Source organism: Limimaricola sp. G21655-S1 (assembly GCF_027213785.1).
Taxonomy (GTDB): Bacteria; Pseudomonadota; Alphaproteobacteria; order Rhodobacterales; family Rhodobacteraceae; genus Limimaricola.
Map to the genome: position 1 here is coordinate 72,146 of NZ_JAPWGO010000012.1, position 25,896 is coordinate 98,041.

The 25,896-nt window shown below is 69.2% G+C and carries 27 protein-coding genes; 14 read left to right on the forward strand and 13 right to left on the reverse strand.

The features are described 5' to 3' along the window. Window positions 1-61: 61 nt before the first annotated feature. Window positions 62-613 carry a L,D-transpeptidase gene (locus O4G76_RS12950; protein WP_269397724.1) on the forward strand — a complete coding sequence of 184 codons (552 nt, stop codon included), beginning with the start codon at window positions 62-64 and terminating at the stop codon, window positions 611-613. Between the two features lie 240 nt (window positions 614-853). Here O4G76_RS12950 and trpS read toward each other — a convergent pair whose 3' ends face one another. Continuing rightward, entirely contained in the window at window positions 854-1,870 is a 1,017-nt protein-coding gene (gene trpS / locus O4G76_RS12955; protein ID WP_269397725.1) for a tryptophan--tRNA ligase, read from the reverse strand. 78 nt (window positions 1,871-1,948) lie between these two features. On the opposite strand from trpS, the gene O4G76_RS12960 reads away from it, so the two are divergent. Continuing rightward, entirely contained in the window at window positions 1,949-2,662 is a 714-nt protein-coding gene (locus tag O4G76_RS12960; protein WP_269397726.1) for a rhomboid family intramembrane serine protease, read from the forward strand. Here O4G76_RS12960 and murJ read toward each other — a convergent pair. Genes murJ through O4G76_RS12975 form a run of 3 tightly spaced genes read right to left on the reverse strand, consistent with a single transcriptional unit; the run spans window position 2,659 to window position 8,205 of the window. Further along, window positions 2,659-4,245, reverse strand: a complete 1,587-nt coding sequence (gene murJ / locus O4G76_RS12965) for a murein biosynthesis integral membrane protein MurJ (protein WP_269397727.1) — start codon at window positions 4,243-4,245, stop codon at window positions 2,659-2,661. The two genes, O4G76_RS12960 and murJ, sit on opposite strands and share 4 nt — an antisense overlap. Beyond that, on the reverse strand, window positions 4,242-7,061 hold the full coding sequence (locus tag O4G76_RS12970) for a [protein-PII] uridylyltransferase (protein ID WP_269397728.1): 2,820 nt from the start codon (window positions 7,059-7,061) through the stop codon (window positions 4,242-4,244). The genes murJ and O4G76_RS12970 overlap by 4 nt, the downstream gene beginning before the upstream one ends. Further along, a complete protein-coding gene (locus O4G76_RS12975; RefSeq protein ID WP_269397767.1) occupies window positions 7,021-8,205 on the reverse strand; it encodes a penicillin-binding protein activator in 1,185 nt (394 codons plus the stop codon). The genes O4G76_RS12970 and O4G76_RS12975 overlap by 41 nt, the downstream gene beginning before the upstream one ends. A 73-nt stretch (window positions 8,206-8,278) precedes the next feature. On the opposite strand from O4G76_RS12975, the gene rsmI reads away from it, so the two are divergent. The 3 genes from rsmI (at window position 8,279) to gshB (ending at window position 10,794) form a co-directional block, all read left to right on the forward strand. Then, window positions 8,279-9,166 (forward strand): 16S rRNA (cytidine(1402)-2'-O)-methyltransferase, encoded by an 888-nt coding sequence (rsmI, locus tag O4G76_RS12980; RefSeq protein WP_269397729.1) that lies wholly within the window; start codon window positions 8,279-8,281, stop codon window positions 9,164-9,166. Window positions 9,167-9,367: 201 nt separating this feature from the next. Continuing rightward, entirely contained in the window at window positions 9,368-9,745 is a 378-nt protein-coding gene (locus tag O4G76_RS12985) for a YraN family protein (RefSeq protein ID WP_269397730.1), read from the forward strand. Between the two features lie 104 nt (window positions 9,746-9,849). Further along, on the forward strand, window positions 9,850-10,794 hold the full coding sequence (gene gshB / locus O4G76_RS12990) for a glutathione synthase (protein ID WP_269397731.1): 945 nt from the start codon (window positions 9,850-9,852) through the stop codon (window positions 10,792-10,794). Window positions 10,795-10,810: 16 nt separating this feature from the next. Here gshB and O4G76_RS12995 read toward each other — a convergent pair whose 3' ends face one another. The 3 genes from O4G76_RS12995 to cobU form a co-directional block, all read right to left on the reverse strand. Beyond that, window positions 10,811-12,322 (reverse strand): YifB family Mg chelatase-like AAA ATPase, encoded by a 1,512-nt coding sequence (locus tag O4G76_RS12995; protein WP_269397732.1) that lies wholly within the window; start codon window positions 12,320-12,322, stop codon window positions 10,811-10,813. 118 nt (window positions 12,323-12,440) lie between these two features. Next, window positions 12,441-13,007, reverse strand: a complete 567-nt coding sequence (locus O4G76_RS13000; RefSeq protein ID WP_269397733.1) for a histidine phosphatase family protein — start codon at window positions 13,005-13,007, stop codon at window positions 12,441-12,443. Then, window positions 13,004-13,528, reverse strand: a complete 525-nt coding sequence (gene cobU / locus O4G76_RS13005; RefSeq protein WP_269397734.1) for a bifunctional adenosylcobinamide kinase/adenosylcobinamide-phosphate guanylyltransferase — start codon at window positions 13,526-13,528, stop codon at window positions 13,004-13,006. Before cobU ends, O4G76_RS13000 begins: the two co-directional genes overlap by 4 nt. Window positions 13,529-13,636: 108 nt before the next feature. Between cobU and O4G76_RS13010 the strand changes: the two genes are divergently transcribed. The 6 genes from O4G76_RS13010 to O4G76_RS13035 all read left to right on the forward strand — a co-directional run bounded on the left by O4G76_RS13010 (window position 13,637) and on the right by O4G76_RS13035 (window position 19,950). Continuing rightward, window positions 13,637-14,515: an RNA polymerase factor sigma-32 gene (locus O4G76_RS13010; protein ID WP_085896849.1), complete on the forward strand. Its 879-nt coding sequence runs from the start codon at window positions 13,637-13,639 to the stop codon at window positions 14,513-14,515. 65 nt (window positions 14,516-14,580) lie between these two features. Beyond that, window positions 14,581-15,804 (forward strand): bifunctional phosphopantothenoylcysteine decarboxylase/phosphopantothenate--cysteine ligase CoaBC, encoded by a 1,224-nt coding sequence (gene coaBC / locus O4G76_RS13015; RefSeq protein WP_269397735.1) that lies wholly within the window; start codon window positions 14,581-14,583, stop codon window positions 15,802-15,804. A 12-nt stretch (window positions 15,805-15,816) separates the two neighbouring features. Further along, the gene (dut, locus tag O4G76_RS13020) at window positions 15,817-16,293 is read left to right on the forward strand and encodes a dUTP diphosphatase (RefSeq protein ID WP_269397736.1); all 477 of its coding nucleotides are present in this window, start codon (window positions 15,817-15,819) and stop codon (window positions 16,291-16,293) included. Then, window positions 16,290-17,351, forward strand: a complete 1,062-nt coding sequence (locus tag O4G76_RS13025) for a HesA/MoeB/ThiF family protein (RefSeq protein WP_269397737.1) — start codon at window positions 16,290-16,292, stop codon at window positions 17,349-17,351. The genes dut and O4G76_RS13025 overlap by 4 nt, the downstream gene beginning before the upstream one ends. Before the next feature lie 23 nt (window positions 17,352-17,374). Further along, window positions 17,375-19,390, forward strand: a complete 2,016-nt coding sequence (locus O4G76_RS13030; protein ID WP_269397738.1) for a M3 family metallopeptidase — start codon at window positions 17,375-17,377, stop codon at window positions 19,388-19,390. Window positions 19,391-19,488: 98 nt separating this feature from the next. After that, a complete protein-coding gene (locus tag O4G76_RS13035; protein ID WP_269397739.1) occupies window positions 19,489-19,950 on the forward strand; it encodes a PRC-barrel domain-containing protein in 462 nt (153 codons plus the stop codon). Window positions 19,951-20,022: 72 nt separating this feature from the next. On the opposite strand, the gene O4G76_RS13040 is transcribed toward O4G76_RS13035, so the two are convergent. Continuing rightward, window positions 20,023-20,274 (reverse strand): hypothetical protein, encoded by a 252-nt coding sequence (locus tag O4G76_RS13040; protein ID WP_269397740.1) that lies wholly within the window; start codon window positions 20,272-20,274, stop codon window positions 20,023-20,025. A 119-nt stretch (window positions 20,275-20,393) separates the two neighbouring features. Here O4G76_RS13040 and O4G76_RS13045 point away from each other — a divergent pair, with 119 nt between their 5' ends. Continuing rightward, window positions 20,394-20,693, forward strand: a complete 300-nt coding sequence (locus tag O4G76_RS13045) for a hypothetical protein (RefSeq protein WP_269397741.1) — start codon at window positions 20,394-20,396, stop codon at window positions 20,691-20,693. A 2-nt stretch (window positions 20,694-20,695) separates the two neighbouring features. Here the strand turns inward: O4G76_RS13045 and O4G76_RS13050 are convergent, their stop codons facing one another. Then, window positions 20,696-21,574: a cation diffusion facilitator family transporter gene (locus O4G76_RS13050; RefSeq protein WP_269397742.1), complete on the reverse strand. Its 879-nt coding sequence runs from the start codon at window positions 21,572-21,574 to the stop codon at window positions 20,696-20,698. A 4-nt stretch (window positions 21,575-21,578) separates the two neighbouring features. Beyond that, window positions 21,579-22,199 (reverse strand): SH3 domain-containing protein, encoded by a 621-nt coding sequence (locus tag O4G76_RS13055; RefSeq protein WP_269397743.1) that lies wholly within the window; start codon window positions 22,197-22,199, stop codon window positions 21,579-21,581. Between the two features lie 128 nt (window positions 22,200-22,327). Between O4G76_RS13055 and O4G76_RS13060 the strand changes: the two genes are divergently transcribed. Further along, window positions 22,328-23,314, forward strand: coding sequence for a D-glycerate dehydrogenase (locus O4G76_RS13060; protein ID WP_269397744.1), 987 nt, complete (start codon window positions 22,328-22,330; stop codon window positions 23,312-23,314). Between the two features lie 78 nt (window positions 23,315-23,392). Continuing rightward, window positions 23,393-23,596: a hypothetical protein gene (locus tag O4G76_RS13065; protein ID WP_269397745.1), complete on the forward strand. Its 204-nt coding sequence runs from the start codon at window positions 23,393-23,395 to the stop codon at window positions 23,594-23,596. On the opposite strand, the gene O4G76_RS13070 is transcribed toward O4G76_RS13065, so the two are convergent. The 3 genes from O4G76_RS13070 to panC are packed head-to-tail and all read right to left on the reverse strand — an operon-like array spanning window position 23,597 to window position 25,847. Then, window positions 23,597-24,157, reverse strand: a complete 561-nt coding sequence (locus O4G76_RS13070; protein ID WP_269397746.1) for a hypothetical protein — start codon at window positions 24,155-24,157, stop codon at window positions 23,597-23,599. A gap of 23 nt (window positions 24,158-24,180) precedes the next feature. Then, window positions 24,181-24,993, reverse strand: a complete 813-nt coding sequence (panB, locus tag O4G76_RS13075; RefSeq protein WP_269397747.1) for a 3-methyl-2-oxobutanoate hydroxymethyltransferase — start codon at window positions 24,991-24,993, stop codon at window positions 24,181-24,183. Next, window positions 24,990-25,847 (reverse strand): pantoate--beta-alanine ligase, encoded by an 858-nt coding sequence (gene panC, locus O4G76_RS13080; RefSeq protein ID WP_269397748.1) that lies wholly within the window; start codon window positions 25,845-25,847, stop codon window positions 24,990-24,992. The genes panB and panC overlap by 4 nt, the downstream gene beginning before the upstream one ends. Window positions 25,848-25,896 lie beyond the last annotated feature (49 nt).

Consider the following 25,896-nt stretch of genomic DNA (forward strand, 5'->3'; position numbering starts at 1 on the left):
CGTGAGTTGATCCTCCCGCGCGGGAAGGGGGAAAGGAGGCCCAAACAGGCAAGGAGTTCCCATGACCCAGACCCGACGCGGTTTCATCGCCAGCGGCGCCGCTGGCCTCGTCACGCTCGCCGCACCGGCCATCGCCGCCCAGAGCGCGGTGCAGCGCAACGTCTCTGCGCTGCAGAAGATCGACTGGCGCGACCATTTCGACGCGCTGGGCGTGGGGGTCATCGTCGCCGACACCAAGGCCCGCGCGGTGCATTTCTGGGGCGGCGACGGCGAAACCTACCGGCTCTACCCCTCGTCGGTGCCGGTCAGCCCGGAGCTGACCAAGCTCGGCTACACCGAGGTGGTGCGCAAGGTCGACGGGCCGACATGGACCCCGACGCCGTCGATGCGCGAGCGTGACCCGTCGCTCCCGGCCGTGGTCCCCCCCGGTCCCGGCAACCCGCTGGGCACCCATGCTCTCTACCTGTCTTGGCAGTACTACCGCATCCACGGCACCCACGACACGCGCAAGATCGGGCGCCCGTCCTCGGATGGCTGCATCGGTCTCTACAACGAGCACATCGCCAAGCTCTACGCGCTGGTCGAAACCGGCACGCAGGTGCGACTGATCTGAGCCGTTCCGGCGGAAGGGGACGACGCGCCCCTTCCTGCCGTGTCCCGGGTCGCAGGTGCGAGCAGCCTGATCGCTGCGCCACTTGCGACCCTTCGGATTGCGTATTTCTGGAACGAAGTGGCCATGCGGCGCGCCTGCCTTCCTGCCGTTTCCGCTGAAGCAATACGGCTTTAGGCAGGCTGGGGCGGGGTTTCTGCTCGTCTCGAGGGACAGGGCGCATGGCGCGCCCCGTCCCGGGGCTCAGCGAATGAGTCCCATGATCTCGGAGGTTTTCGCGACGATCGGTTCGGCGATGGCGCGGGCCCGCTCGGCGCCGCGGGCCATGATCCGGTCGATCTCGGCCGGATCATCCATGAGCCGCGCCATCTCCGACGAGATCGGTGCCAGCTTTTCGACCGCGAGATCGGCGAGCGCCGGTTTAAACTGGCCCCAGCCGGCACCGCCATGCTCGGCGATCACCTGTTCCGCCGTCATTCCCGACAGGCCCGCATAGATGTCGACGAGGTTCTTCGCCTCGGGCCGGTCGGCGAGGCCGTCGAGGCTCTCGGGCAGCGGCGCCGGATCGGTGCGCGCCTTCTTGAACTTCTTGGCGATGGCGTCGGCATCGTCGGTCATGTTGATCCGCTCCATGTCGCTCTCGCCCGACTTCGACATCTTCTTGGTGCCGTCGCGCAGGTTCATCACCCGCATCGCCGGACCCTCGATCACCGGGGTGGTGAGCGGGAAGAAATCGGTCTTGTAGTCGTGATTGAACTTGGCGGCGATGTCGCGGGTCAGTTCGACATGCTGCTTCTGATCCTCGCCAACCGGCACATGCGTGGCATGGTAGGCGAGGATGTCGGCGGCCATCAGCGACGGGTAGGCGTAAAGGCCGAGGCTCTGCTTCTCGGCATTCTTGCCCGCCTTTTCCTTGAACTGCGTCATCCGGTTCATCCAGCCCACGCGCGCGACGCAATTGAACAGCCAGCCCAGCTCGGCATGGGCCGAAACGCGGCTCTGGTTGAACAGGATCGACTTTTCCGGGTCGACGCCCGAGGCGAGGTAGCCCGCCGCCACCTCGCGGGTGGCGCGGCGCAGCTCTTCCGGCTCCTGCCAGACCGTGATCGCGTGCAGGTCGACGACGCAATAGATCGTCTCGAATTCGCCGCCCTGCATCTCGACGAAGCGCTTGATGGCCCCCAGATAGTTGCCGAGTGTCAGACCCCCCGAGGGCTTGATGCCGGAAAAGACGCGGGGGGCGAACGTGGTGGCGGTCATGGCGCGTGTCCTGCTGGAAACCGGGTGGCATTCCGATTAGCCATGCCCCCTGTCGAGGTCAACCGAAGGGACCTGAGGATGCGACCGCAAGGTTATTACGAACGCCCCGATCCGAACCACGCGCCGATGGAAGGCCCGTTCGGTACGTTGCCGCCGCTGATCGTGGTGCTTGCACTGGCGATGGCGGGGATCGAGGCGGCGTTGTCGCTCGGGGCCACCGGGCTCGTCGGCGGGCCGCAGGCGGTGGGCTGGCGTATCGGCGCGATCGAGGGCTGGGGTTTCGCCCCTGCGGTGCTCGACCGAGTGCTGACGGGCTGGGATTGGGGCCTTGCCTCGCGGCTTCTGAGCTACCCCTTCGTGCATATGAGCATGACCCATGCGCTCTTCGCGGTGGCACTGCTGCTGGCGCTGGGCAAGTTCGTGGGGGAGGTGCTGCATCCGGTCGCTCTGGGCGTGATGCTGGTCGCAACGACGCTGGCGGGCGGGCTGGCCTTCGGGCTGTTCATCAGCACCAACTACCCGCTGATCGGCGCCTTTCCGGCGGTCTACGGGCTGATCGGTGGTTTCACCTACCTGATGTGGTTGCAACTCGGTCGCGCCGGCTCGAACCGGCTCGCCGCCTTCCGGCTGATCAGCGTGCTGCTGGCGCTTCAGCTCGTGTTCGGTCTGATGTTCGGCGCCGACCCCTCATGGGTAGCCGACGCCGCCGGCTTCGTGACCGGGCTCGCGCTGTCGCCGCTGCTCGCGCCGGGTGGCACCCGCGCTTTCCTCGCGCGGTTGCGGGCGCGCTAGCGCCGCACCGCGCGACGGAACTCGGCGAGGCGGAACGCGCCCAGGAGCTGGCCGAAGCCGAAATAGCCGGCCATGCCGATCGCCACGAGCAGCGCCAGCGCGAGGTAGCGCACCGAGGCGGTGGCAAGGAACGGGCCGAGCAGGGCGGCGGTGCCGAGCAGCAGCGCCCCCATCAGCGCCGAGGCGCCGCAGATCCGCCATAGCCGGTGGCGGAACCGGTCGTCCCATTCGGCGGCGTGACCCATGGAGCGCGAGCCGCGCCACAACAGCCAGACCATCGTCCAACCCGCGAGAGTCGTGCCCAGCGCCGCGGCGATGAAGCCGATCACCGGGGCTAGACCCACCGCCACCACCACGTTCACCAGCATCGCAGCAAGCGCGTAGCGGAACGGCGATCGCGTGTCCTCGCGCGCGAAGAACAGCGGTTGCAGCGCCTTTTGCAGCACGAAGGCAGGCAGGCCGAGGCCGTAGACCGCCACCGCCAGCGCCGTCGCCATGGTGTCGTCGGTGGTGAAGGCGCCACGCTCGAACAGTACCGAGACCAGCGGCACCGGGATCACCACGAGCGCCACGGCGGCGGGGATGGTCAGGGCAAGGCTCATTTCGGCGGCGCGGTTGAAGGCGTCGCGCCCGCCCGCTTCGTCGCCTGCGCGCAGCCGCCGTGAGAGATCGGGCAGGAGCACCACGCCCACGGCGATGCCGACCACGCCCAGGGGCAGCTGGTAGAGCCGGTCGGCATAGTTGAGCCAGGCCACCGCGCCCTCGAAGAAGCTGGCCACCTGGCGGCCGACCAGCAGGTTGATCTGCACCACGCCACCTGCGAGCGCCGCCGGTGCAGCGATCACGGCGAGCTTCTTCAACTCGGGCGTGAGGCGCGGCCGTGCGAGCCGCAGGTGGAAGCCCGCGCGCTTGGCGGCGATCCAGACGAGGCCGAGCTGTACCAGCCCGGCGAGCGGCACCGAGGCGGCGAGGGTGTCGCCGACCCTGAGACCCAGCGCCCGGTCGATGCCCAGCCCGAGGCTTTCCGACGGGTCGCGCCCCATCGCCGCGCCGGCCAGCACCGCCACGATGAAGATGACGTTCAAAAGCACCGGCGCCGCCGCCGCGGCCATGAAGCGGCCTGTGGCGTTCAGCACGCCCGAGACCAGCGCCGCGAGCGAGATGAACAGGATGTAGGGAAAGGCCAGCCGCCCGTATTCGACCGCAAGCTCGAAGCGCTCGTCTTCGGCGAAGCCCGAGGCCATGGCGAAGACCAGCCCCGGCATGGCGACGATGCCGATCACGGTGAAGATCGTGAGCAGGAAGGCCATGCCCGCAAAGGCTTCCTGCGCGAAACGCTCGGCGTCCTCGCCCGCCTCGACCTTTTTCGAGAACATCGGCACGAAGGCCATGTTGAACGCGCCCTCGGCGAAGAATCGGCGGAACATGTTGGGCAGGGAGAAGGCCACGAGGAAGGCTTCGGCCACCGGGCCCGCGCCGAGATAGCCCGCGATCATGATGTCGCGGGCGAATCCGAAGACGCGGGAGAGGAGGGTCCAGATGCCGACGGTGAGAAAGCCCTGCACGAGGCGGATGGGCTTCAAGATACGGCCCTCCGTGCGCCCGCTTCGATGGCCTCGCGCAGGCGGCGCTCGAGCGCGCGCTGCTTCGACTCAGAATGGTATTTCAATCCGAACATGTCCTTGACGTAGAAGGTATCGACCGCCTGCTCCCCATAGGTCGCGATGACGGCGGAGGAAATATAGACGTTTGCGGCGGCCAGCGTCCGGGTCAGGTCGAACAGCAGGCCGGGGCGGTCGCGGGTATCGACCTCGATGATGGTGAAGATCTCCGAGCCCTCGTTGTCGAAGGCGATCGAGGTCGGCACCCGGAAGGCGCGCTCGCGCTTGCGGATCTTGTCGCGGTCCTTGATCGCGTCGCGCGCCACCACCTCGCCGCGCAGGGTCTTGCCGATCATCTGTTCGAGCCGCGGCAGCCGGGCCTCCTCGTAGGGATGTCCCTCGGCATCCTGAATCCAGAACACGGCGGTGCACAGCCCGTCCTTGGCGGTATAGGTGCGCGCGTCGACGATGTTGGCGCCGACCAGCGCCAGCGCCCCGGTGAGCCGCGAGAACAGCCCCGGGTGGTCGGTGGTGGCAAAGCTGACCCGCGTCGCGTCGCGATCGGCATCGAGCATCAGGTCGGTACGAATCTCGTCGGCGCCGAGGCCGCGCAGCAGATGCGCGAAGCGGACATGGCTGTCGAGCGGCAGGCCCTGCCAGTAGGGGCCGTAATGCCGCGTCGTCTCGGCCCGAAGCTCGGTCTGCGGCCAGTCCGACAGCGCCTCGCGCAGCGCCTTCTTGGCCTCGGCCTCGCGGGCGCCGCGGTTAAGATCCTCCAGCCCAGTGGCCAGCGCCTCCTCGGTCGCGGTGTAAAGGCCGCGCAGCAGCATGGCCTTCCAGTTGTTCCATGTACCCGGGCCGACGCCGCGGATGTCGCAGACGGTCAGCACGCAGAGCAGGTCGAGCCGCTCCTTGGTCTTCACCGCGCGGGCGAAGTCGCGCACCGTGCGCGGCTCGGCGATGTCGCGCTTCTGCGCCATGTCCGACATCAGCAGGTGATGCCGGACCAGCCATTCCACCGTTTCGGATTCCTTGCGGTTGAGACCCAGCCGTGGCGCCACGCGGCGGGCGATCTGCGCACCCAGAACCGAATGGTCCTCGTCCCGGCCCTTGCCGATGTCGTGCAGCAGCAGCGCCACGTAGAGCACCCGGCGGTTCACCCCGGCCTTGAGGATGCCCGAGGCCACGGGCAGTTCCTCGACCAGCTCCTCGCGCTCGATCTGCGCCAGCGTCGAGATGCACTGTATGGTGTGCTCGTCCACCGTGTAGTGGTGGTACATGTTGAACTGCATCATCGCGACGATCGGCGCGAATTCGGGCAGGAACGCCGCCAGCACGCCGAGCTCGTTCATCCGTCGCAGCGCCCGCTCGGGGTTGCCGCGCCGGATCATCAGGTCGAGGAAGATGCGGTTGGCCTCCCGGTCCTCGCGCAGCTTGGCGTCGATGAGATGCAGGTTGGCCGAGATCAGCCGCATCGCGTCGGGGTGCAGCAGATGGCCGGTGCGCAGGCTTTCGTCGAAGATCCTGAGCAGGTTCACCGGTTCGGCGAGGAACGCCGCCTCGTCGGCCACGTCGAGCCGGTTATGCACGATGCGGTAGGGCGGGCGGGCGCGCTTGCGGCGCGCCAGCAGCCGGGTCAGCATCGGCTCGGATTTCAGATGCGTGGCCTCCTGCGCGGTCAGGAAGATCCGCGTCAGCTCGCCGACCCGGGTCGCGTGGCGGAAGTAATCCTGCATGAAATGCTCGACCGCGCGCCGTCCGCCGCCATCGACATAGCCCATGCGCTCGGCCACCTCGACCTGCATGTCGAAGGTGAGCTGGTCCATCGCCCGGTTGGTGATCAGGTGCAGGTGGCAGCGCACCGCCCAGAGGAAATCCTCGGCCCGCACGAACTCGGCGTATTCCTCGTCGGTGAAGACGCCGCGGCCCACCAGCTCGGCCGCGTCCTGTACGCCGTAGACGTATTTGCCGATCCAGTAGAGCGATTGTAGGTCGCGCAGGCCCCCCTTGCCCTCCTTGACGTTGGGCTCGACCACGTAGCGCTGACCGCCCTGCTTGAGGTGGCGCGCGTCGCGCTCCGCCAGCTTGGCGGCGATGAATTCGGGCGCGGTATTGCGAAACAGCTCGGTCCAGAGCCGCTCCTTCAGGCTCGCCGCCAGCGCCGTGTCGCCGGCGAGGCGGCGGCATTCGACGAGCGAGGTGCGGATCGTAAAATCCTCCTTCGCCAGCCGCAGGCAATCCTTCACGGTGCGGCTCGCATGGCCGACCTTCAGCTTCAGGTCCCACAGCATGTAGAGCATCGATTCGATGATGCTCTCGGCCCAGGGCGTGATCTTCCACGGCGTCAGGAACAGCAGGTCGACGTCGGAATGCGGCGCCATCTCGCCGCGGCCGTAGCCGCCGACGCCCAGAAGCGACAGGCGCTCGCCCTCAGTGGGATTGTGCAGCGGGTGCAGCGCACGCGCGACGTCGAAGCTCGCGGTGACGATCCGGTCGGTAAGCCAGGCATGGGCCCGGGTCACAGGGCGCGCCGCGAAGGGGCGCGTGGCGAAGGCGTCGGCGAGCGCCTCGCGGCCTTGGCGCCGGGCCTCTGCCAGCACCCCGACGGCGGCGCGGCGCGCGGCCATCGCGTCCCCGGCCTCGGCCATGGCCGTCTCGAGTTGCCGCGTCACGGCCTCGATGTCGAATATGTCGCGCGCCGGAAGGATCAGATCCTCCGGCGCGTCGGTCGTGTCGGGCTTCGTGAGGGACGGCGTCTTAGAAGCCGGCGCCGCGGAAGCTTGTGGGAGCAGGGTCAAGGATAACCACCTGGTTGTTGCGGATCGTGGCCACGGCCAGCCCCCGCTGGTTGGTGCCGTTGGACAGCAGCCGGAAGATCCCCGACGTGCCCTTGAAGCCCTGGCTCTGGACCAGAGCGCTCTGGGTCAGGGCGTCGGCGCGGCCGGTCGCGGCCAGCGCGCCGATGGCGGCGATGCCGTCATAGGCGAGACCGGCCAGCGGGTGCGGCTGCGCGCCATAGGTCGCCGAGTAGCGCTGCTCGAAGGCGCGCGTGCGGTTGGTGTCCGGCACGGCGAAGAGGCCGTTCTGCAGACCCGGGAGCGCCAGCGCCTGCGGCGCCGCGTCCCAGCGGGTCAGGCCCAGCATCCGCGCCTGCTGCGGCGTGATTCCGGCCTCGTTCAGCGCGGTGGCGAGGATCGGCAGATCGGCATTGACGCCCGCCGTGGTGAAGACGCCGGTGGCGCCGGAGCCGCGCACCGTCTCGGCCACGCGCGGCGCGGCGGATTGCACGCCGGCCTGGCTCAGCTCGTAGGGCTGGGTCCCGGCGACGGCGCCGCCCGATCGGTTGACGGCGTTGACGATCGCGTCGCGGCCGATCGTGCCCTGCAGGTCGTTGCCATAGGCCACCACGTAACGCTGGATGCCGTTGCGCATGCCGTACTGTACCAGCCGGTCGGCGGTGTTGGCGAAGGTCGGCCCGAGGATGAAGACGTTGCCGCCGGCGATCGTCGGGTTGTTCGAGAAGGCGAGCACGTTGACGCCTTGGTTCGCCACCGCGACGCCGGCGGCGTTGGCGGCCTCGGCGTAGAGCGGCCCGAGGATGATCTGCGCGCCCTCGGACACGGCCGTGGTCGCGGCCTGCGCGGCACGGCCCGGATCGCCGGCGGTCGGGTAGACCTTCATGTCGATCTCGACATTGCCGAGATCGGCGATGGCGAGGCGGGCGGCGTTTTCGAGGTTGCTGGCGAGCAGCTGGTCGGCCCCGGAGGAGGAGCCGGCGGGCACGAGAAGCGCCACCTTCACGGGGGCGCCGGGCGTCACGCGCTGCGCATCCGAGACCGGGCCGGTGGCCACGATCGGCTGGCATGCGGCGAGCCAAACGAGTGAGAACAGGGCGAGAAGTCGGGCCGCGGCCTTGCGAGGCTGCGTCAAACGGGCGAACATGGGCATCACTTTCTCCGGCACGGGCGCGGGGCAGGTTCGCAACCAATCATAAACCGGGGCGGGCAGGGGTCCAGTGACGAATTTCGAAACACGGCCGGTGGCACCGGGGCTGCACTTCGTGGCGACGCCGATCGGCACCGCGCGCGACATCACGCTGCGGGCGCTCGACCTCTTGGCGAATGCCGACGCGCTTGCCGCCGAAGACACGCGGACGCTGCGCAAGCTCATGGAAATCCACGGCATTCCGCTGAACAACCGACCGCTTCTGGCCTATCACGACCATTCCGGCGCCGGTGATCGCAACCGCATTCTCGCGGTGCTCGAGCGTGGCGGCTCCGTGGCCTATGTCTCCGAAGCCGGAACGCCGCTCGTCGCCGATCCGGGCTATGCGCTGGGCCGGGCCGCGATCGCCGCGGGGCACGCGGTTCTGGCGGCACCCGGCGCCTCGGCGGTGCTGGCGGCGCTGGCGGTCTCCGGGCTGCCCACCGACCGCTTCGCCTTCGCGGGCTTTTTGCCCCCCGCCAAGACCCAGCGCGAGACCGAGATCGCGGCGCTCAGGTCGCTGCCCTTCACGCTGGTGCTCTACGAGAGTCCCAAGCGCGTTCACGAATTGTTGGGAAGTTTGCGCGACATTCTGGGGGCGGGCCGGCCCGTGGCGCTGTGCCGCGAACTGACCAAGCGGTTCGAGGAGGTGATCCGTGGCACGGCGGCCGAGGTCTGCGCGGCGATCGAGGGCCGCACGCTCAAGGGCGAGATCGTCGTGCTCGTCGGCCGGGCCGAGACCGAAGAGGTCACTGGGGCCGATCTGGAAACCGCGCTGCGCGACGCGATGCGCACGATGCGTGTGAAGGACGCGGCGACGGCGGTGGCCGGTGCGCTGGGGCTGCCGCGCCGCGAGGTCTATCAGGCGGCGCTGGCGCTGGAGAAAGGGACCGATGATGCAGATGAGGACGAGAGCTGACAGCGCAAGGGCGGTACGCGCGACAGCCCGGACGCAGGGCTTTGATACGCTGCCGATGCCGTGGCGATGGCTGCGAAGCATCGCTTCCCTTTCCAGCCATCTTCTCCTGTGGCCGGAACAGACGGGTCGGATCCAATCACCCGCGCTCATCCGTAACCCCCGCCCTCAACAGAGGTCGATGAGCCGGCCCGAACGGCCCAGATGACCCATGCCCAGAACGTGGAGCGCGGCAGCCGCGCCCGGCTGTCGGGGCTTGCCGCCGAGGACAGTGTCGCGCGGCATTACGCGCGCAGCGGCCGCGCCGTTTTGGCACGGCGTTGGCGGGGCCCGGGCGGGGAGATCGACCTGATCGTCCGCGAGGGCGCGCGGCTCGTCTTCGTCGAGGTCAAGGCCAGCCGCAGCTTCGATGCCGCCACGGCGCAGCTGGGCCGTCGCCAGATGGAACGCATCTGCCGTTCCGCCGAGGCCTATTGCGGCGAGATGCCTGACGGGGCGCTGACCGAAATGCGCTTCGACCTCGCGCTGGTCGACGGGCAGGGCGCGGTGCGGGTGATCGAGAACGCCTTTGACGGCGGCTGAAGCGGGACCCGCCCTGTGCGCGGGAGCGCAGGCGCGGCGCATTGCGGAGCGGGCGCGCTTCGGGCATGGATCGGGAACCGCATTCCCAGCGAAAGATCGCCGCCATGCCCAAGCCTCTCAAGGTCGCCCTCCAGATGGACCCGATCGGCAGCGTCAACATCGACGCCGACACCACCTTTCGCATCGGCGAGGAGGCGCAGGCGCGCGGGCACGAGCTGTTCTACTACACCCCCGACCGCCTCGCCTTTCAGGAAGGGCGGGTGACGGCGCGGGGCTGGCCGCTGGAGCTGCGCCGCGAAAAGGGCAACCATTACAGCCTCGGCGAGGAGCGGGAGGTCGATCTGTCGGAGATGGACGTGGTCTGGCTGCGCCAGGACCCGCCCTTCGACATGGGCTACATCACCACCACGCATCTCTTGGACATGATTCACCCCGGCACGCTGGTGGTGAACGACCCCTTCTGGGTGCGCAACTACCCCGAGAAGCTGCTGGTCCTGAACTTTCCCGACCTGACGCCGCCGACCGCCATCGCCCGCGATCTGGCGACGCTGCGGTCGTTCCGCGACCGGCACGGAGACATCATCCTCAAGCCGCTCTACGGCAATGGCGGCGCCGGGGTGTTCAAGCTGCACAGCCGGGACGGCAACCTCGCCTCGCTGCACGAGATGTTCTCGGGCATCAACCGCGAGCCGCTGATCGTGCAGAAATACCTGCCCGACGTGACCAAGGGCGACAAGCGGGTGCTGCTGGTCGATGGCGAGCCGGTGGGCGCGATCAACCGCGTGCCGGCCAAGGGCGAGACCCGATCGAACATGCATGTCGGTGGCCGGCCCGAAAAGGTCGAGCTGACCGCGCGCGACCGCGAGATCTGCGAAAGGATCGGGCCGCTTCTGCGGGAGAAGGGCCAGATCCTCGTCGGCATCGACGTGATCGGCGACTGGCTCACCGAGATCAACGTCACCTCGCCCACCGGCATCCAGGAGCTGGAGCGCTTCGACGGCATCAACGTCGCAGCGAAGATCTGGGAAGCGATCGAGGCGAAGCGCTAGGTTTCGTCGCCCGGCCTCAGGGCGCGCGGTTCGACGCGAGCCGATAGCCGACCGCCTCGGCCACATGGGGCCGCCGGACCGTCTCCGACCCGTCCAGATCGGCGATGGTCCGCGCCACCCGCAGCACCCGATGGTAGCCGCGCGCCGACAGGCCGAAGCGCTCGGCCACCCGCAGCAACAATTCGCGGCCCTCGGTGTCAGGGGCCGCGATGTCCTCCAGAAGCTGTCCCTCGGCATCGGCGTTGACCCGCGCCGCCATTCCCTCGAAGCGCGCCGTCTGGATTTCCCGCGCCGCCGACACCCGGAGCGCGACCTCGGCCGAGCCCTCGGCGGGATCGGGCAGGTCGAGATCGGTGAAGGCGACGGGCGGCACCTCGACCCGCAGGTCGATCCGGTCGAGGAGCGGTCCGGAGATCCGCCCGAGATAGTCCTCGCCGCAGGCCGGGGCCCGGGCGCAGGCCCGATCCGGATCCGAGAGATAGCCGCAGCGGCAGGGGTTCGCGGCGGCGACCAGCAGGAACCGGCAGGGATAGCGCAGATGCGCATTGGCGCGCGCCACCACCACCTCGCCGGTCTCGATCGGCTGGCGCAGCGTCTCGAGCACCGTGCGCGGAAACTCGGGCAACTCGTCCATGAACAGTACGCCGTTATGCGCAAGGCTGATCTCGCCGGGCTTCGCGTCGCGCCCGCCGCCGGCGATCGCGGCGATGGAGGCGGTGTGATGCGGTTCGCGAAAGGGGCGGGCGCGGCTGATTCCGCCTTCGGTCAGAAGCCCCGAGACGGAATGGATCATCGAGGTTTCCAGGGCCTCCACCGGCGACAGCGGCGGCAGCAGCCCCGGCAGCCGGGCGGCGAGCATCGACTTGCCCGATCCCGGCGTGCCCAGAAGCAGCAGGTGATGCCGGCCGGCGGCGGCGATCTCAAGCGCCCGCTTGGCGCGCTCCTGCCCCTTCACGTCGCGCAGGTCGCGGGGCGAGACGCAGGCGGGCGCGATTCCCGCCTGCGCGGGTTCGAGCGGTTGCTGGCCGGTGAAATGCCGGATGGCGCGGGCCAGCGAGGGGGCCGCGATCACCTCGACCGCCTCGACCCAGGCCGCCTCGGCGCCGCAGGCGGCGGGGCAGAGCAGGCGCCGCGCCTCCTCGGCCGCGGCCATCGCGGCGGGCAGAGCGCCGATCACCGGCACCAGATCGCCCGAGAGGGACAGCTCGCCCAAGGCCACGGTGCCGGCCACCTCATCCTCAGGAAGCACCTCGATCGCGGCCAGCAGCGCCAGCGCGATCGGCAGATCGAAATGCGAGCCTTCCTTCGGCAGGTCGGCGGGCGAGAGGTTCACCGTCACCTTCTTGGAGGGCAGAGCGATGGAGAGAGCCGAGAGCGCCGCGCGCACCCGCTCGCGTGCCTCGCTCACCGCCTTGTTCGGCAGGCCGACGATGGTAAAGCCGGGCAGCCCCGCGGTCACGGCGCATTGCACCTCGACGAGCCGCGCCTCCACCCCCTCGAAGGCCACCGTATAGGCCCGCGCCACCATGTCGCCGCCCCCCTTGTCCGCCCCGCTAGGCTCGCGCGGGAATGGTTCAGGAAGGGTTAACCGTCGTCGTCAAGTTCGGGGGGCGGTCGAAGCGGCGTCGGCAGGTTTGGAAGGGTGCTCAGGGGAGGGCGTTGACCTCGATCACCCGCCAGACGCCATCCTCGCGGCTCAGCCGGGTTAACGACAGCGGCTCGATCCGGTGGCCGAAGACCTCCAGCGCCTCGCAGCCGAGCGCGCGTTGCAGTTGGGTCAGGATCACCCCGAAATGCGCCACCACGATCAGGTCGCCGCCGTTCCAGAGCCGGTCGATGGCCCCGTCGCAACGGGCACGCAACGCGTTCCAGCTTTCGCCGCCCGGCGGAGCGACATCGCCGGGCCGATCCCAGAAGTCCCGGATCAGCGACGGGGTCTCGGCCTCGATCTCGTCGTGCCGCCGCAACTCCCAGTCGCCGAAATGCATCTCGCGCAGCGCCCGCTCATGCGCAAGGCGTGGCCGGTCCCGCGCAAGCGCATCGGCGGTTCGCACCGCCCGGTCGAGATCCGAGGAAACCACCGGCGCTTCGGGCAGCCGGGCCGAGAGCCGCGCCAGCGCCGCCAGATCGGACAGGTCGGCGGGCAGGTCGGACCAGCCGCACATGCCCTTGGCATGGGTGGGCCCGTGCCGGATCAGCCACAGCCCGCTCATGGCATTTCTCCCTTGAGCGCGAAGGGCAGCCCCGCCATCACCCCGATCACCGCGTCGGCCCGCGCGGCGAGACGTCGGTTGAAGCCGCCCTGCGCGGCGCGAAACCGCCGTGCGAGCGCGTTCTCCGGTACGATCCCGGCGCCGACCTCGTTCGAGACCACGATGACCGGGGCAGGGCAGTCGGCGAGGGCCGCGAAGAGCCGCGCTTCCTCGGCGTCCAGATCGGCCTTTGCGAGAAGCAGGTTCGACAGCCACAGCGTCGCGCAGTCGAGCAGCGCGATCTCGCCGGTCGCAAGGCTGGAAATGGCCGAACCCGGGTCGAGCGGTGTCTCGACCGTGCGCCAACCGGGGCCGCGCGACCGGCGATGCCTCTCGATCTTTTCCTCCATCTCGCGATCGAAGGCCTGCGCGGTGGCGATGTAGACGAGCCGCTTCTCGGCCTTTCTCGCAAGGCTCTCGGCAAAATCCGACTTGCCCGAGGCGGCCCCGCCTAGAACCAGCGTCAAATTCTGCAAGGTCATGTCGGAAACTTTCTCGAAGGGTGCCGCGTTAACGGGTCAGCAAGGTGACTAGCAGGCCGTCCGGCCATGGCAAGCGCACCGACCCTCTAATGTCCCGGGGACGATGACATGGCTTTTGACGGATTTGCGGACCAGTCGATGACCCGCAACGCGATGCGGGCAGAACTCCTAGACGCCGAAACCGAGCTGCGACTCGCCTATGCCTGGCGCGACCAGCGTTGTGAGAAATCGCTGCACCGGCTCATCACCGCCTATATGCGCCTCGCCATCTCCATGGCTTCGAAATTCCGCCGCTACGGCGCGCCGATGAACGACCTCATTCAGGAGGCCTCGCTTGGTCTCATGAAGGCGGCCGATAAGTTCGACCCCGATCGCGGCGTGCGCTTCTCGACCTATGCCGTCTGGTGGATCAAGGCGTCGATCCAGGACTACGTGATGCGCAACTGGTCGATGGTGCGCACCGGCTCGACCTCTTCCCAGAAATCGCTGTTCTTCAATATGCGCCGGGTGCAGGCCCGGATCGAGCGCGAGGCCGCGGCCGAAGGGCGCGAGCTCGATGGCGCGACGCTGCGCAAGATGATCGCCAAGGAGGTGGGCGTACCGCTCGCCGACGTGGAGATGATGGAGGGTCGCCTGTCCGGGTCCGATTTCTCGCTCAACGCGACGCAATCGACCGAGGATGAGGGGCGTGAATGGATCGAGGCGCTGGAAGACGAAGGCATTCAGGCAGCGGAGCTGGTCCAGAACAACCACGACACCGACATGCTGCGCCAATGGCTGCTCTCGGCGCTCTCGGCACTCAATGCCCGCGAGCAGTTCATCGTGCGCGAGCGCAAGCTGCGCGACGAGCCGCGTACGCTCGAAAGCCTCGGCGACGAGTTGGGCCTGTCGAAGGAGCGGGTGCGCCAGCTCGAGGCGGCCGCCTTCGGCAAGATGCGCCGCAGCCTCGAGACGCAGTCGCGCGAGGTCCGCGGCTTCTTCGCCTGAGCCGCCGATTGCCCCCGCCGCATCAAAGCCCTAGGGTCGCCCCGCATTGACTGCGGGGCGAAGCCATGTCGCACATCCTCCTGATCATCGGCGGCGGCATCGCGGCCTACAAGTCGCTGGAGCTGATCCGGCAGCTATCGAAGGCGGGTCATGAGGTGACGCCGGTCATGACCGAAAGCGCGGCCCAGTTCGTCACGCCGCTCTCGGTCTCGGCCCTCGCAGGCAGAAAGGTTCACGAGGCGCTGTTCGACCTGACCGCCGAGGCGGAGATGGGGCATATCCAGCTGTCGCGCGTGGCCGACCTGTTGGTGGTAGCCCCCGCCACGGCCGAAATGATGGCCAAGATGGCGCAGGGCCGGGCTTCGGATCTCGCCTCGACGCTGCTCCTCGCCACCGACACGCCGGTGCTGATCGCGCCCGCGATGAACGTCCGGATGTGGGAGCATCCCGCGACCCGGCGCAACCTCGCGACCTTGAAGGGCGACGGTGTCATGGTGGTCGGCCCCGACGAGGGCGAGATGGCCTGCGGCGAATACGGGCCGGGGCGGATGTCCGAACCCGCCGCGATCCTCGCCGCGATCGAGGCCGCTCTCGCTCCCGCCGATCGTCCGCTTTCGGGGCGTCATGTGCTTGTCACCTCGGGGCCTACCCATGAGCCGATCGACCCGGTGCGCTATATCGCCAACCGCTCATCGGGTGCGCAGGGCGCGGCCATCGCGACGGCGCTGCTGCGGCTGGGGGCGCGGGTCACCTTCGTGACCGGCCCGGCCAGCGCCGCCCCGCCGGAAGGCGCGGAGATCGTGGCGGTCGAAACCGCAGCCGAGATGCTCGCCGCCGTTGAGGCGGCGCTGCCCGCCGACGCGGCGATCTTTGCCGCAGCCGTGGCCGACTGGCGTGTCGGGACCGCTTCGGATCGAAAGATCAAGAAGCGCGCCGGGGCGCTGCCCGACCTGTCGCTGGCCGAGAATGCCGACATCCTTGCGCGGGTCGCGGGCATGGCGGTGGGACGGCCCGAGCTCGTCGTGGGCTTTGCCGCCGAGACCGATGACGTGATCGCCAACGCCACCGCCAAGCGGGCGCGCAAGGGGTGTGACTGGATTGTCGCCAATGACGTCTCCCCGGGCACCGGGATCATGGGTGGCACCGAGAACGCGGTGACGCTGATCACCGAGGAAGGGGCCGAGGAATGGCCCCGCATGGCCAAGCGTGCGGTGGCCGAGCGGCTCGCGCAGAAGCTGGCTGAGGCGCTGGGCCCGGTCGGCGGGACCGCCTCCGGCGGGCGTATTTGAGGAAAGATGAACATGGGATCGCGCATCGGGGTGAGGCTGTGCTGGACCGACACGGCGGACCGGTCGCTGCCGCTGCCGACCTACCAGACGGCGGGGGCGGCGGGGGCGGATCTGGTGGCCAATCTCGACCCGCATGACCGCGAGGCGGGGATCCCGCTCGTCCCGGGTGCCCGCGCTCTGGTGCCCACGGGGCTGCGCGTCGCGGTGCCCGAAGGCTATGAGTTGCAGCTGCGGCCGCGGTCGGGGCTGGCGCTGAAGCACGGCATCACCCTGCCGAACAGCCCCGGCACCATCGACAGCGACTATCGCGGGCCCTTGGGGGTGATCGTCATGAATGCCGGGCAGGAAAGCTTTACCATCGCCCATGGCATGCGCATCGCCCAAGCGGTGCTGGCGCCCGTGGTCACGGCGGTCTTCGATCTGGCCACGGATCTCGACGACACGGCGCGCGGGCAGGGCGGCTTCGGCTCGACCGGAGGCATCGCATGATCCTGGTCGGCGTGATGATCGCCGCGCTTTGGGGCATCGGCGCGCTGACCGGCGCGCCGCGCCGCGCCCGGCTCTACATGATCGGTCTCTTGATGACCGGCGTGATCGCCGCGCATCTGGTGCTGCCCGACGGTCATCCGCTGCGCGAGGCGATGGGCGGCGAAGCGGCGTTCTGGCTGCTGCTCCTGGCGGGTGGCGCGCTGGTCTGGCTTTATTCCAAGGGGCTGCGGCGGTTGAAAGCGCGTGCGGCACCTGCCGCCGTTCCGGCCCCGCGCAAGGGGTTCTCGGAAACCGAACTGACCCGCTATGCGCGCCACATCACCCTGCGCGAGATCGGCGGGCCGGGGCAGGGTGCGCTCAGGCGCGCGAAAGTGCTGGTCGTAGGCGCGGGTGGCCTGGGCTGCCCGGCGCTGACCTATCTCGCGGCCTCGGGCGTCGGCACCATCGGCGTGATCGACGACGACGCGGTGGATCTGAGCAATCTCGGGCGGCAGGTGCTGTTCGACGAGGCGCAGATCGGCATGCCCAAGGTCCACGCCGCCGCCGCCAAGCTGCGCGCGCAGAACCCGCATGTTGAGATCCGGCCCTATGAACGCCGCCTGACGCCCGAGATCGCCGGGGATCTCTTCGAGGATTACGACCTCGTGCTCGACGGCACCGACAACTTCGCCACCCGCGAGGCGGTCAACGCCGCCGCCGTCGCGACCGCCAAGCCGCTCGTGGCGGCGGCCCTGACCCAGTGGGAGGGGCAGATCTCGCTCTACGAGCCGGCGCGCGGCACGCCCTGCTGGGCCTGCGTCTTTCCCGAGCGGCCCCACCCCTCGCTCATCCCCTCCTGCGCCGAGGCGGGGGTGTTGTCGCCGCTGCCGGGCATCGTCGGCGCGACGATGGCGGCCGAGGCGATCAAGCGGCTGACGGGGGCGGGCGAGACGCTGGCGGGGCGGCTGGCGATCATCGACACGCTCTATGCCGAGAACCGCAGCATCGCGATCCGGCCCCGCTCGGGCTGCCCGGTCTGCGGCGGGCGGGGGCTGGAAGCGGGGGCCGTGGGCCCATAGGTTTCCCGACAAAGGAGACCTGCATGACCAATCCGCTACTGGCGCCCTGGGACACGCCCTTCGGCCTGCCGCCCTATGACCGCATCGAAGACGATCACTGGATGCCCGCGGCGGAGGCGGTGATCGCCGAGGCGCGAGCCGCCGTCGAGGCGATCGCCGCCAACTCCGAGCCGCCCAGCTTCGACAACACCATCGCCGCGCTGGAGATGTCCGATGAGGGCATGGGCCGGGTGTTCGGCGCCTTCTACGCCGTGGCCGGCGCCGACAGCACGCCGGCGCGCCAGTCGCTCCAACGTGATTTCGCGCCGATGCTCTCGGCCCATACGTCATGGGTGATCGGCAACCGCGCGCTGTTCGAGCGGATCGATACGCTCTGGCAATCGCGCGAGACGCTCGACCTCGATCGGGAGGCAGCGCGGGTGCTGATGCTGACGCATCGCCGCTTCGTGCGGGCCGGGGCGCGGCTCGAAGGCACGCAGGCGGAGCGCATGGCCGAGATCCGCGCCCGGCTCTCGGTGCTGGGCACCCAGTTCTCGCAGAACCTGCTCGCGGACGAGGCGGGCTGGACCATGCCGTTGTCGCCCGAAGCGCTGGCGCCGCTGCCCGCCGGTCTGCGGTCGGCCGCGAAATCCGCCGGTGGCGAGAACGGGCCGATCATCACCCTGTCGCGTTCGCTGGTGGTGCCGTTCCTGCAATATTCCCCGGACCGGGCACTGCGGAAGAAGGCTTTTGAGGCGTGGACCGCGCGGGGCAGGAATGGCGGCGAAACCGACAACCGCGCCATCGCCGCCGAAACGCTGAAGCTACGCGAGGAACGCGCGAAGCTTCTGGGCCACGGCGACTACGCCGCGTGGAAGCTCGAAACCGAGATGGCGGGGGATTCGCAATCCGTGCGCGAGCTTCTGCACGCGGTCTGGGAGCCGGCGCGCGCGGCGGCCGAAGCCGATGCCGCGATCTACGAGGAGATGCTGCGTGCCGACGGGCATGAGGGGCCGCTGGAGCCCTGGGACTGGCGCTACTATGCCGAGGCCCGCCGCCGGGCCGAGCACGAGATCGATGACGGCACGCTCAAGCCCTATCTCCAGCTCGACCTGATGATCGAGGCCGCCTTTTCGGTGGCGCAGCGCCTGTTCGGAATCGAGGCGCGGGAGATCGAGGCACCGCTCTACCACCCGGATGCCCGCGCCTTCGAGATCACCCGGGACGGCAAGCACCTTGCCGTCTTCATCGGCGACTGGTTCGCCCGGCCGTCCAAGCGCTCCGGTGCGTGGTGCACGACGATGCGCCAGCAGCACCGCATGGGCGGGCAGGAGGTGCGGCCGCTGGTGCTCAACGTGTGCAACTTCGCCAAGCCCGACGCGGGCGAACCGGCGCTGCTCTCCTTCGACGATGCGCGCACCCTCTTCCACGAGTTCGGTCACGCGCTGCACCAGATGCTGTCCGACGTGACATGGGAGAGCATCTCGGGCACCTCGGTGGCGCGCGATTTCGTCGAACTGCCGAGCCAGCTTTTCGAGCATTGGCTCGAAGTGCCGCAGGTGCTGCGCGAGTTCGCCACCCATGCCGAGACCGGCGCGCCGATGCCCGAGGCGCTGATGGAAAAGATGCTGGCGGCGGCGAATTTCGACCAAGGTTTCGCCACGGTCGAACAGACGGCCTCGGCCATCGTCGATCTCGAGTTTCATTGCGGCCCGGCCCCCGCCGACCCGATGCAACGACAGGCGGAACTGCTGGAGGAGATCCGCATGCCCCGCGCCATCGCGATGCGCCACGCCACGCCGCATTTCGCGCATGTCTTCTCGGGCGACGGCTATGCGGCGGGCTATTACAGCTACCTGTGGTCCGAGATGATGGATGCGGACGCCTTCGAAGCGTTCCGCGAGACCGGCGATCCCTTCGATCCCGATACCGCGCGCAGGCTCGAGGCGCATGTGCTGTCACGCGGCGGCTCCGAGGAGGCCGGGGTGCTCTACGAGCGGTTCCGGGGCGCGACGCCGAGCGTCGAGGCCCTCTTGAAGGGGCGGGGACTGGCGGCCTGAGCTGACGCAAGGGGAAGGCCGGAGCGGGACGGGGCGGGGAACTGCGCTGCGCCCGGCCCGTTGAGTCGGCAACACGGACCAAGAAAGGAACGCCCAAGATGAAACTCATCACCGCAAGCGCCCTCGCCCTTTCCGTCGCCGCCACCGGCGCGCTGGCCGAAAGCCACGTCATGACCGAGACCCCGGCGATGACGAGCGCCGACATGTCGGGCATGCAGGGGGATCTGATCCGGACCCGCGACATCACCGGCGGGGCGATCTACACCATCAACGAGGCCGATGACGAAGGCTGGGACGGCGTCAGCGCCTATGACGAGCTTGGCGCGGACTGGAACGAGATCGGCGAGATCGAGGACGTGGTCCTGTCGAGCGACGGCCAGATGGTCGGCGTGGTGGCCGAGGTCGGCGGCTTTCTCGACATCGCGGACAAGCACGTGATGCTGGCCACCGGCGATGTCCGCCTCGTCGCCGTCGACGATGCGACCTATGCGATCGTGACCCGCCTGAGCGAAGAGGAGCTGGAAGCACTCGAAGGCGTGGATGAAGGCTTCTGGGACTGAGTGTCCCGGTAGTGCCCGAAGGGCAACGAGGGGGGCGCGGTTTTCCGCGCCCCTTTTTCGTGGCCGCGCGGATCAGACCGCCTTGCGATGCGCCTCGGCGGCTTCGAAGATGTGGTGCATCTCGTCGGCGAGGGCACCCTCGATCGACAGGCCTTCGCCGGGCACCGCGCCCGGGTCTTCTTCGTCGGCGATCATGTGGCTGCGGTCGCGGATGTAATCGCGCAGCTCGTCGCCCGCCGGCCCCTCGAGCGCGGCGACCAGCCGGGCAAGCACCTTGCGCTGGGCCAGGAGACGGCCTTCGAGCGTATCTGGATTGGCGGACATGAGCGGCCTCCGGGTTTGGTTGATCCTGTTGGGCCAACGTTGGCTGAGGGTGGGACGTTCCCGGAACGCGCGTGTCTGTCAGGCGTTTCCTCCCCGAGGAGAGGCATCGGAGGCACGTCATGCGACACCACGGAAAACGCGGGCCCGCGCTTTTGCCGACGCTGGCCCTTCTGGGCGGCGCGGTCTGGCTGCTCCGGCGCTATCGCGGCGAGATCCGTGAAGCGGCCGAGGCCGGGATGGACCGGATGCAGGCCAGCCGGGCCCGCCATCGAGGCTACGCCGCTTTCGCCCATGACGATGGCGGGCCGGTGCGGCAGGCCGGGCGCGAGGAAATGCGCGATCCGCCGCGGCGCTGGGACCTGCAGGACGAGACGGCGGACGAAAGCTTTCCGGCCTCGGACCCGCCATCGAGCTACTGACCTCAGACTGGGTCCTTGTGAATGATCACGTCGGCGCGCGGGTATCGGGCGAGGATTTCATGCTTGAGCGCAGCGCCGATGGCATGCGCCTCTTGCAGGCTCTGCGTGCCGTCGAGCTCGATATGCAGGTTTACGAAGACCCGGCCGCCGGAACGGCGTGTGCGCAGGTCGTGATGGCCGTGCACGCCCGGAAAATCGCTGGCGATCGCCTCGATCCCGGCGACGGTTTCGGCATCCACCGCCCGGTCCATCAGCGCGTCCCAGGCGTCGCGTCCGATGATCAGCGCGCCGCGCGCCATCAGCAGCGCCGCGCCGATCGCGACGACCGGGTCGACCCAGCCCAGCCCGAAGCGTCGCGAGGCCCATAGCGCGCCGATCGCGCCGAGCGCGGGCACGAGATCACCGAGGTAATGCAGCGAATCCGCCGCCACCACGCGGTTGCCGGTGGCGCGGGCCACGTGGCGCTGCCAGCCGACCAGGGCCAGCGTCAGCCCGATCGACAGCGACATCACCGCGATGCCCGCCCCTTCCGCGGTGGGCATCGCGGGGGCGGGGTTGGCGAGGCGCTGCGCCCCGGCACCGCCGATCAGCGCGGCCGAGGCGAGGATGAACAGGCATTGCCCCAGCGCCGCGAGGTCCTCGGCCGAGCCATGGCCGAAGGCGTGATCGTCATCGGCGGGCCGCGCCGCATAGGCGATCGCCGCCAGCGCGCCCAGCGACATCGCCAGATCCAGCGCCGAATCGGCCAGCGTCGCGGCGACCGAGAGGGCGCCGGTCTGGAACAGCGCCCAGAGCTTGGCCGCGATCAGGATCAGGGCTACCGCAACGGAGGCGATCCCGGCCGAAAGGTTCAGCCGGTCGTCGTCGCGCTGCGCTGCCATGCGATCAGTCCCGGATCTCGTCCGGAGCGACGCCCCAGATCTGCGTCTTGGGCGCCCAGCCCTTGTAGCCGCCGGCGGTGAGGCGGCACCAGTCCGGTTCGCATTCGCCCAGCCGCGCCACCACGCCGGCCTCGAGTTGCGCCACCACCGTGGCGTTCTCCTGCGGCCGGCTGCGCAGGGGCAGCAGCTCGGCATCGACGATCACCGTGCGCACGCCGGACAGCATCGCGTAATGCATCCAGCCGCCCACCCCCTCGCGGTCGGTGACGCGGCGCCAGTGGCCGTATTCGGCGGTCACCTGCAGCGGCATGTCGCGGCGCAGGAACACCCAGTCGATCCGGTGCGACAGCGACGGGCCGCGCCGGACATTGCCGCGATCGGTCGAAAGCGACACGAAGCGCGGCAGCGGCAGGTTGGTCTCGGGACCCCTCTCGGGCCCTTCCGGTACCGCGATCTCGCGCGGGGCGGCGGGCGAGGCGGGGGCGGGCGCCGGTTGGGGCGCCGCTGCCACGGTCTCCGACCGCTCGGGCCGGGGCTTGGGGCGGCTGCCCGGCACGTCCTGAGCCAGCACCGGCTGTGCCGCCAGAGCCAGCAGCAGCGTCACGATTGGTCCGAAATGCGTCATCCGCGCCCTGTCCGTCTGGTCCCGATGCCGAGGCCACTGGCCCGCAGAAGGCGCGTTCTTGCGTCGCGCGCCCGGTCCCGGCACTCTGTCATGAAGCCGGTTCGGGGAAAAGCGCAAGGGACGTTCGCATGTCGGAGAAGCGGCTTCGTGTGATCGCCACGCGACGCCTGCCCGAAGGGGTGGAGCGGCAACTCGCGGCACGGTTCGATTTCACGCCGGGACCGGCGGAGACGCCGCTCGGGGGCGAGGCGCTCGATGCGGCACTGCACGAGGCCGAAGTGCTGGTCACCACCCTTTCGGACCGGATCAGTGACACCTGTCTTGAGGCGGCGGGAGAGCGGCTGCGGCTTCTGGCCAATTTCGGCGCGGGCGTCGATCATATCGACGTCGCGGCCGCGGCGCGGCATGGTATCGCCGTGACCAACACCCCCGATGTCGCCACCGAGGACACCGCCGATGTGACCATGGTGCTGATCCTCGCGGTGACGCGCCGGTTGCCGGAGGCCTTCGCGCTGCTACAATCGGGCGAATGGGACGGCTGGTCGCCGGACCTGCTCTTGGGTGGCCGGATCGCCGGTCGCAACCTGGCGATTCTCGGCATGGGCCGGATCGGTCAGGCGGTGGCTCGCCGCGCCGCCGCCTTCGGCATGACGATCGGCTATCACAACCGCAACCGGCTGCCGATGGAGGTCGAGGAAGCCCTCGGCGCGCGCTGGTGGTCCAGCCTCGACCAAATGATCGCGCAGGCCGACGTGCTGTCGATCAACTGCCCGCACACCCCGGCCACCTACCATCTGGTCAATGCGCGCCGGATCGCGCTGATGAAGCCCGGCGCGGTCGTGGTGAACACGTCACGCGGCGAGGTGATCGACGAGAATGCCCTGACTCGGGCGCTGCGCGCGGGCGAAATCGGCGGCGCCGGGCTCGACGTGTTCGAGAAGCGCCGCGAGATCAACCCGCGGCTGCGGGCGCTGCCCAACGTGGTGCTGCTTCCGCATATGGGCTCGGCCACGGTGGAGGGGCGCCTGGCGATGGGCGAGCGGGTGATCGCCAACATCGCGGCACTGGCGGAAGGGGCTCCGCTTCCCGATCTCGTGAGGCCGCAGGACGCCTGAGAAGGTTCATGTCATCGGAACCGAAAACGCGTCAGGCGCGTTGCACGGGCGACTGAAGCCAATGGGATTCATGTTTCAATGCGCAACTGGGCCATCGTATTCTTCGCGCTCGCGTTCCTGTCGGGGCTGGTCTGCCTCGGGTCGAACACGCCTGCGGATCTGAGCGTCGCGCGCACGCTGATGGTCCTGTTCGGTGTGCTGGCCGCCTATGCGGCGACCGCCCACAGGCTGCAGGCCCGGCTGCGCGAGCGGCCCGGCAGGGGCGGGCCGCTCAGGACCTGATCAGTTCGACATGCGCCGCACGAGACGCTGGCCCGGCAGGTCGCTGCCCAGTACCTGTTCGCGCGTGTCGCGCGCGAAGGCTGCCAGCAGATCGCGGTAATACCCGCCCGCCGAGTTGGTCACCGCGCCGACAAGCGCGCCGGTTCGGGTTTCGGCGGCCTCGCCCGCAAGGACCTGCACCGTATAACTGCCCCGCAGCGCTCCCGTCGGATCGATGATGCGCACCGCCCCCGAAAGCCGCGATTGATCGCGTCCCCGCGCCGTCGCGGTGCCACCGGCGAGATTGATCCGGGATATCTCGACCAGCATCCGCCATTGGCCGCCCCGGTCCAACCTGTCGGCGAACTCCCGGCTCAGCGCGGCGTCGAGATCGGGCGCGATACGGCTCGTGTAGTCGCGGGCCGCACCGCTCTCGAAGCCCGCGCCCTCGGCCGTGACCACGATGTCGGCGAGCTGCAACTCGCCGCGCGCCGCGCGCGACAGCGGGTTCGGATCGGGTGCGCCGCAGGCCGCGAGAAGCCCGGCGAAGCCAAGGGCGATCAGGTGACGACGATGGAACATCGGTATCCTTTCAACGACATGTGTCAACGGTATACCTCGTCCTCCGTCGGAAAGGCGCGTGACTTCACGTCCTCGGCGTAGCGCTTCACGGAATCCTCGATCATCGGACCGAGCTGGCCATAGACCTTCACGAATTTCGGGGTCCAAGGGTTCAGTCCCAGCATGTCCTCGAGCACGAGGATCTGGCCGTCGCATTCGGCCGATGCGCCGATGCCGATGGTCGGGATCTCCACCGCCTTGGTGATCTTCGCGGCCAGCGGCTCGACCATGCCCTCGAGCACCACGGCGAAGGCGCCGGCCTCGGCCACGGCACGGGCGTCCTCGAGGTGCGCCTCCCAGGTCTCTTCGTCGCGGCCCTGGGTCTTGAAGCCGCCCATGACATGGCTCGACTGCGGCGTCAGGCCGATATGGGCCATCACCGGGATGCCGCGCTCCACGAGGAAGCGGATCGTCTCGGCCATGCGGGCGCCGCCCTCGAGCTTCACGGCGCCGCACTGGGTTTCCTTCATCACCCGCGCGGCGTTGCGAAAGGCCATGGCGGGGCTTTCCTCGTAGCTGCCGAAGGGCATGTCGACGACGATCAGCGCCTTCTTGGTGCCGCGCACCACGGCACGGCCATGCATGATCATCAGGTCGAGCGAGACGCCGACCGTGCTTTCCATGCCGTGCATCACCATGCCGAGGCTGTCGCCCACGAGGATGAAATCCGCGTGGCGGTCGACGATCGCGGCGGTGTGCGCGTGGTATGAGGTGAGCGAGACGATCGGCTCGCCGCCCTTGCGGCGGGCGATCTGCGGGACCGTCGTGCGGCGGATCGTTTCGGTCTGGGTGCTCATGGGGCGATCTCCCTCTGATCGATCAAGAGGACCTCGCCGAACTGCGCCGAGATCATGATGGCTACGGGCTCCGACAGGGGCATGTCGGCGGATTGCGAAAGCGGCGCGAGGTCGCCGGGCCGCGCCAGGTCGAGCCCGGTCAGCGTCGCGCGTGGCTCGTCGGCGAGGCAGGCGCGGATCGCGGCCTCGATCTGCGCCGGGCTGGCGCGCTCGATGGCCATCCGCTCGGCCCGGTCGAGCGCGCGGTTCAGCACCACCGCCGCGGCCCGGTCCTCGGGCCCCAGCCGGACGTTGCGCGACGACATGGCGAGCCCGTCCGCCTCGCGCATGGTCGGCACGCCGACGATGTCGATGTTCATGTGCAGATCGCGCGCCATGCGGCGGATCACCTGCAGCTGCTGGTAGTCCTTTTCGCCGAAATAGGCGGCGTCGGGGCGGGTGATGTTGAACAGCTTGGTGACGACGGTGGCGACGCCCCGGAAATGGCCGGGCCGCACCGCCCCATGCAGCCGGACGGCGAGGTCTCGCGTTTCGACGATGGTCTCGTCGCCCTCGGGATAGATCTCGTCGGCGCGCGGGATTAGCACCGCGTCGCAGCCCGCCGCTTCCAGCATCGCCAGATCGGCTTCTTCTGTACGCGGATAGGTCTCCAGGTCCTTCGGATCGCCGAACTGGGTCGGGTTCACGAAGATCGTCGCGACGACCCGGCCATGATCGCGTCTGGCCGCCTCGATCAGGCTCATATGGCCGGCATGCAGGGCGCCCATGGTGGTGACCAGGCCGATGCTCTGGCCTTCGGCGCGAAACCCCGCGACCGCGTCGCGGATGGCGGCGATGCTTCGGCAGATCTGCATGAGGTCCTCCCAGACGTTGCGCGTCTTTTACGGGGGCGCGGGGGGCTTC

Coding starts and splice junctions, on each gene's coding strand:
- O4G76_RS12950 (WP_269397724.1), top strand. CDS start 62: ATGACCCAGACCCGACGCGGTTTCATCGCCAGCGGCGCCGCTGGCCTC.
- trpS (WP_269397725.1), bottom strand. CDS start 1,870: ATGACCGCCACCACGTTCGCCCCCCGCGTCTTTTCCGGCATCAAGCCC.
- O4G76_RS12960 (WP_269397726.1), top strand. CDS start 1,949: ATGCGACCGCAAGGTTATTACGAACGCCCCGATCCGAACCACGCGCCG.
- O4G76_RS12975 (WP_269397767.1), bottom strand. CDS start 8,205: ATGTTCGCCCGTTTGACGCAGCCTCGCAAGGCCGCGGCCCGACTTCTC.
- O4G76_RS12985 (WP_269397730.1), top strand. CDS start 9,368: ATGACCCATGCCCAGAACGTGGAGCGCGGCAGCCGCGCCCGGCTGTCG.
- gshB (WP_269397731.1), top strand. CDS start 9,850: ATGCCCAAGCCTCTCAAGGTCGCCCTCCAGATGGACCCGATCGGCAGC.
- O4G76_RS12995 (WP_269397732.1), bottom strand. CDS start 12,322: ATGGTGGCGCGGGCCTATACGGTGGCCTTCGAGGGGGTGGAGGCGCGG.
- O4G76_RS13000 (WP_269397733.1), bottom strand. CDS start 13,007: ATGAGCGGGCTGTGGCTGATCCGGCACGGGCCCACCCATGCCAAGGGC.
- cobU (WP_269397734.1), bottom strand. CDS start 13,528: ATGACCTTGCAGAATTTGACGCTGGTTCTAGGCGGGGCCGCCTCGGGC.
- O4G76_RS13010 (WP_085896849.1), top strand. CDS start 13,637: ATGGCTTTTGACGGATTTGCGGACCAGTCGATGACCCGCAACGCGATG.
- coaBC (WP_269397735.1), top strand. CDS start 14,581: ATGTCGCACATCCTCCTGATCATCGGCGGCGGCATCGCGGCCTACAAG.
- dut (WP_269397736.1), top strand. CDS start 15,817: ATGGGATCGCGCATCGGGGTGAGGCTGTGCTGGACCGACACGGCGGAC.
- O4G76_RS13025 (WP_269397737.1), top strand. CDS start 16,290: ATGATCCTGGTCGGCGTGATGATCGCCGCGCTTTGGGGCATCGGCGCG.
- O4G76_RS13030 (WP_269397738.1), top strand. CDS start 17,375: ATGACCAATCCGCTACTGGCGCCCTGGGACACGCCCTTCGGCCTGCCG.
- O4G76_RS13035 (WP_269397739.1), top strand. CDS start 19,489: ATGAAACTCATCACCGCAAGCGCCCTCGCCCTTTCCGTCGCCGCCACC.
- O4G76_RS13040 (WP_269397740.1), bottom strand. CDS start 20,274: ATGTCCGCCAATCCAGATACGCTCGAAGGCCGTCTCCTGGCCCAGCGC.
- O4G76_RS13045 (WP_269397741.1), top strand. CDS start 20,394: ATGCGACACCACGGAAAACGCGGGCCCGCGCTTTTGCCGACGCTGGCC.
- O4G76_RS13050 (WP_269397742.1), bottom strand. CDS start 21,574: ATGGCAGCGCAGCGCGACGACGACCGGCTGAACCTTTCGGCCGGGATC.
- O4G76_RS13055 (WP_269397743.1), bottom strand. CDS start 22,199: ATGACGCATTTCGGACCAATCGTGACGCTGCTGCTGGCTCTGGCGGCA.
- O4G76_RS13060 (WP_269397744.1), top strand. CDS start 22,328: ATGTCGGAGAAGCGGCTTCGTGTGATCGCCACGCGACGCCTGCCCGAA.
- O4G76_RS13065 (WP_269397745.1), top strand. CDS start 23,393: ATGCGCAACTGGGCCATCGTATTCTTCGCGCTCGCGTTCCTGTCGGGG.
- O4G76_RS13070 (WP_269397746.1), bottom strand. CDS start 24,157: ATGTTCCATCGTCGTCACCTGATCGCCCTTGGCTTCGCCGGGCTTCTC.
- panB (WP_269397747.1), bottom strand. CDS start 24,993: ATGAGCACCCAGACCGAAACGATCCGCCGCACGACGGTCCCGCAGATC.
- panC (WP_269397748.1), bottom strand. CDS start 25,847: ATGCAGATCTGCCGAAGCATCGCCGCCATCCGCGACGCGGTCGCGGGG.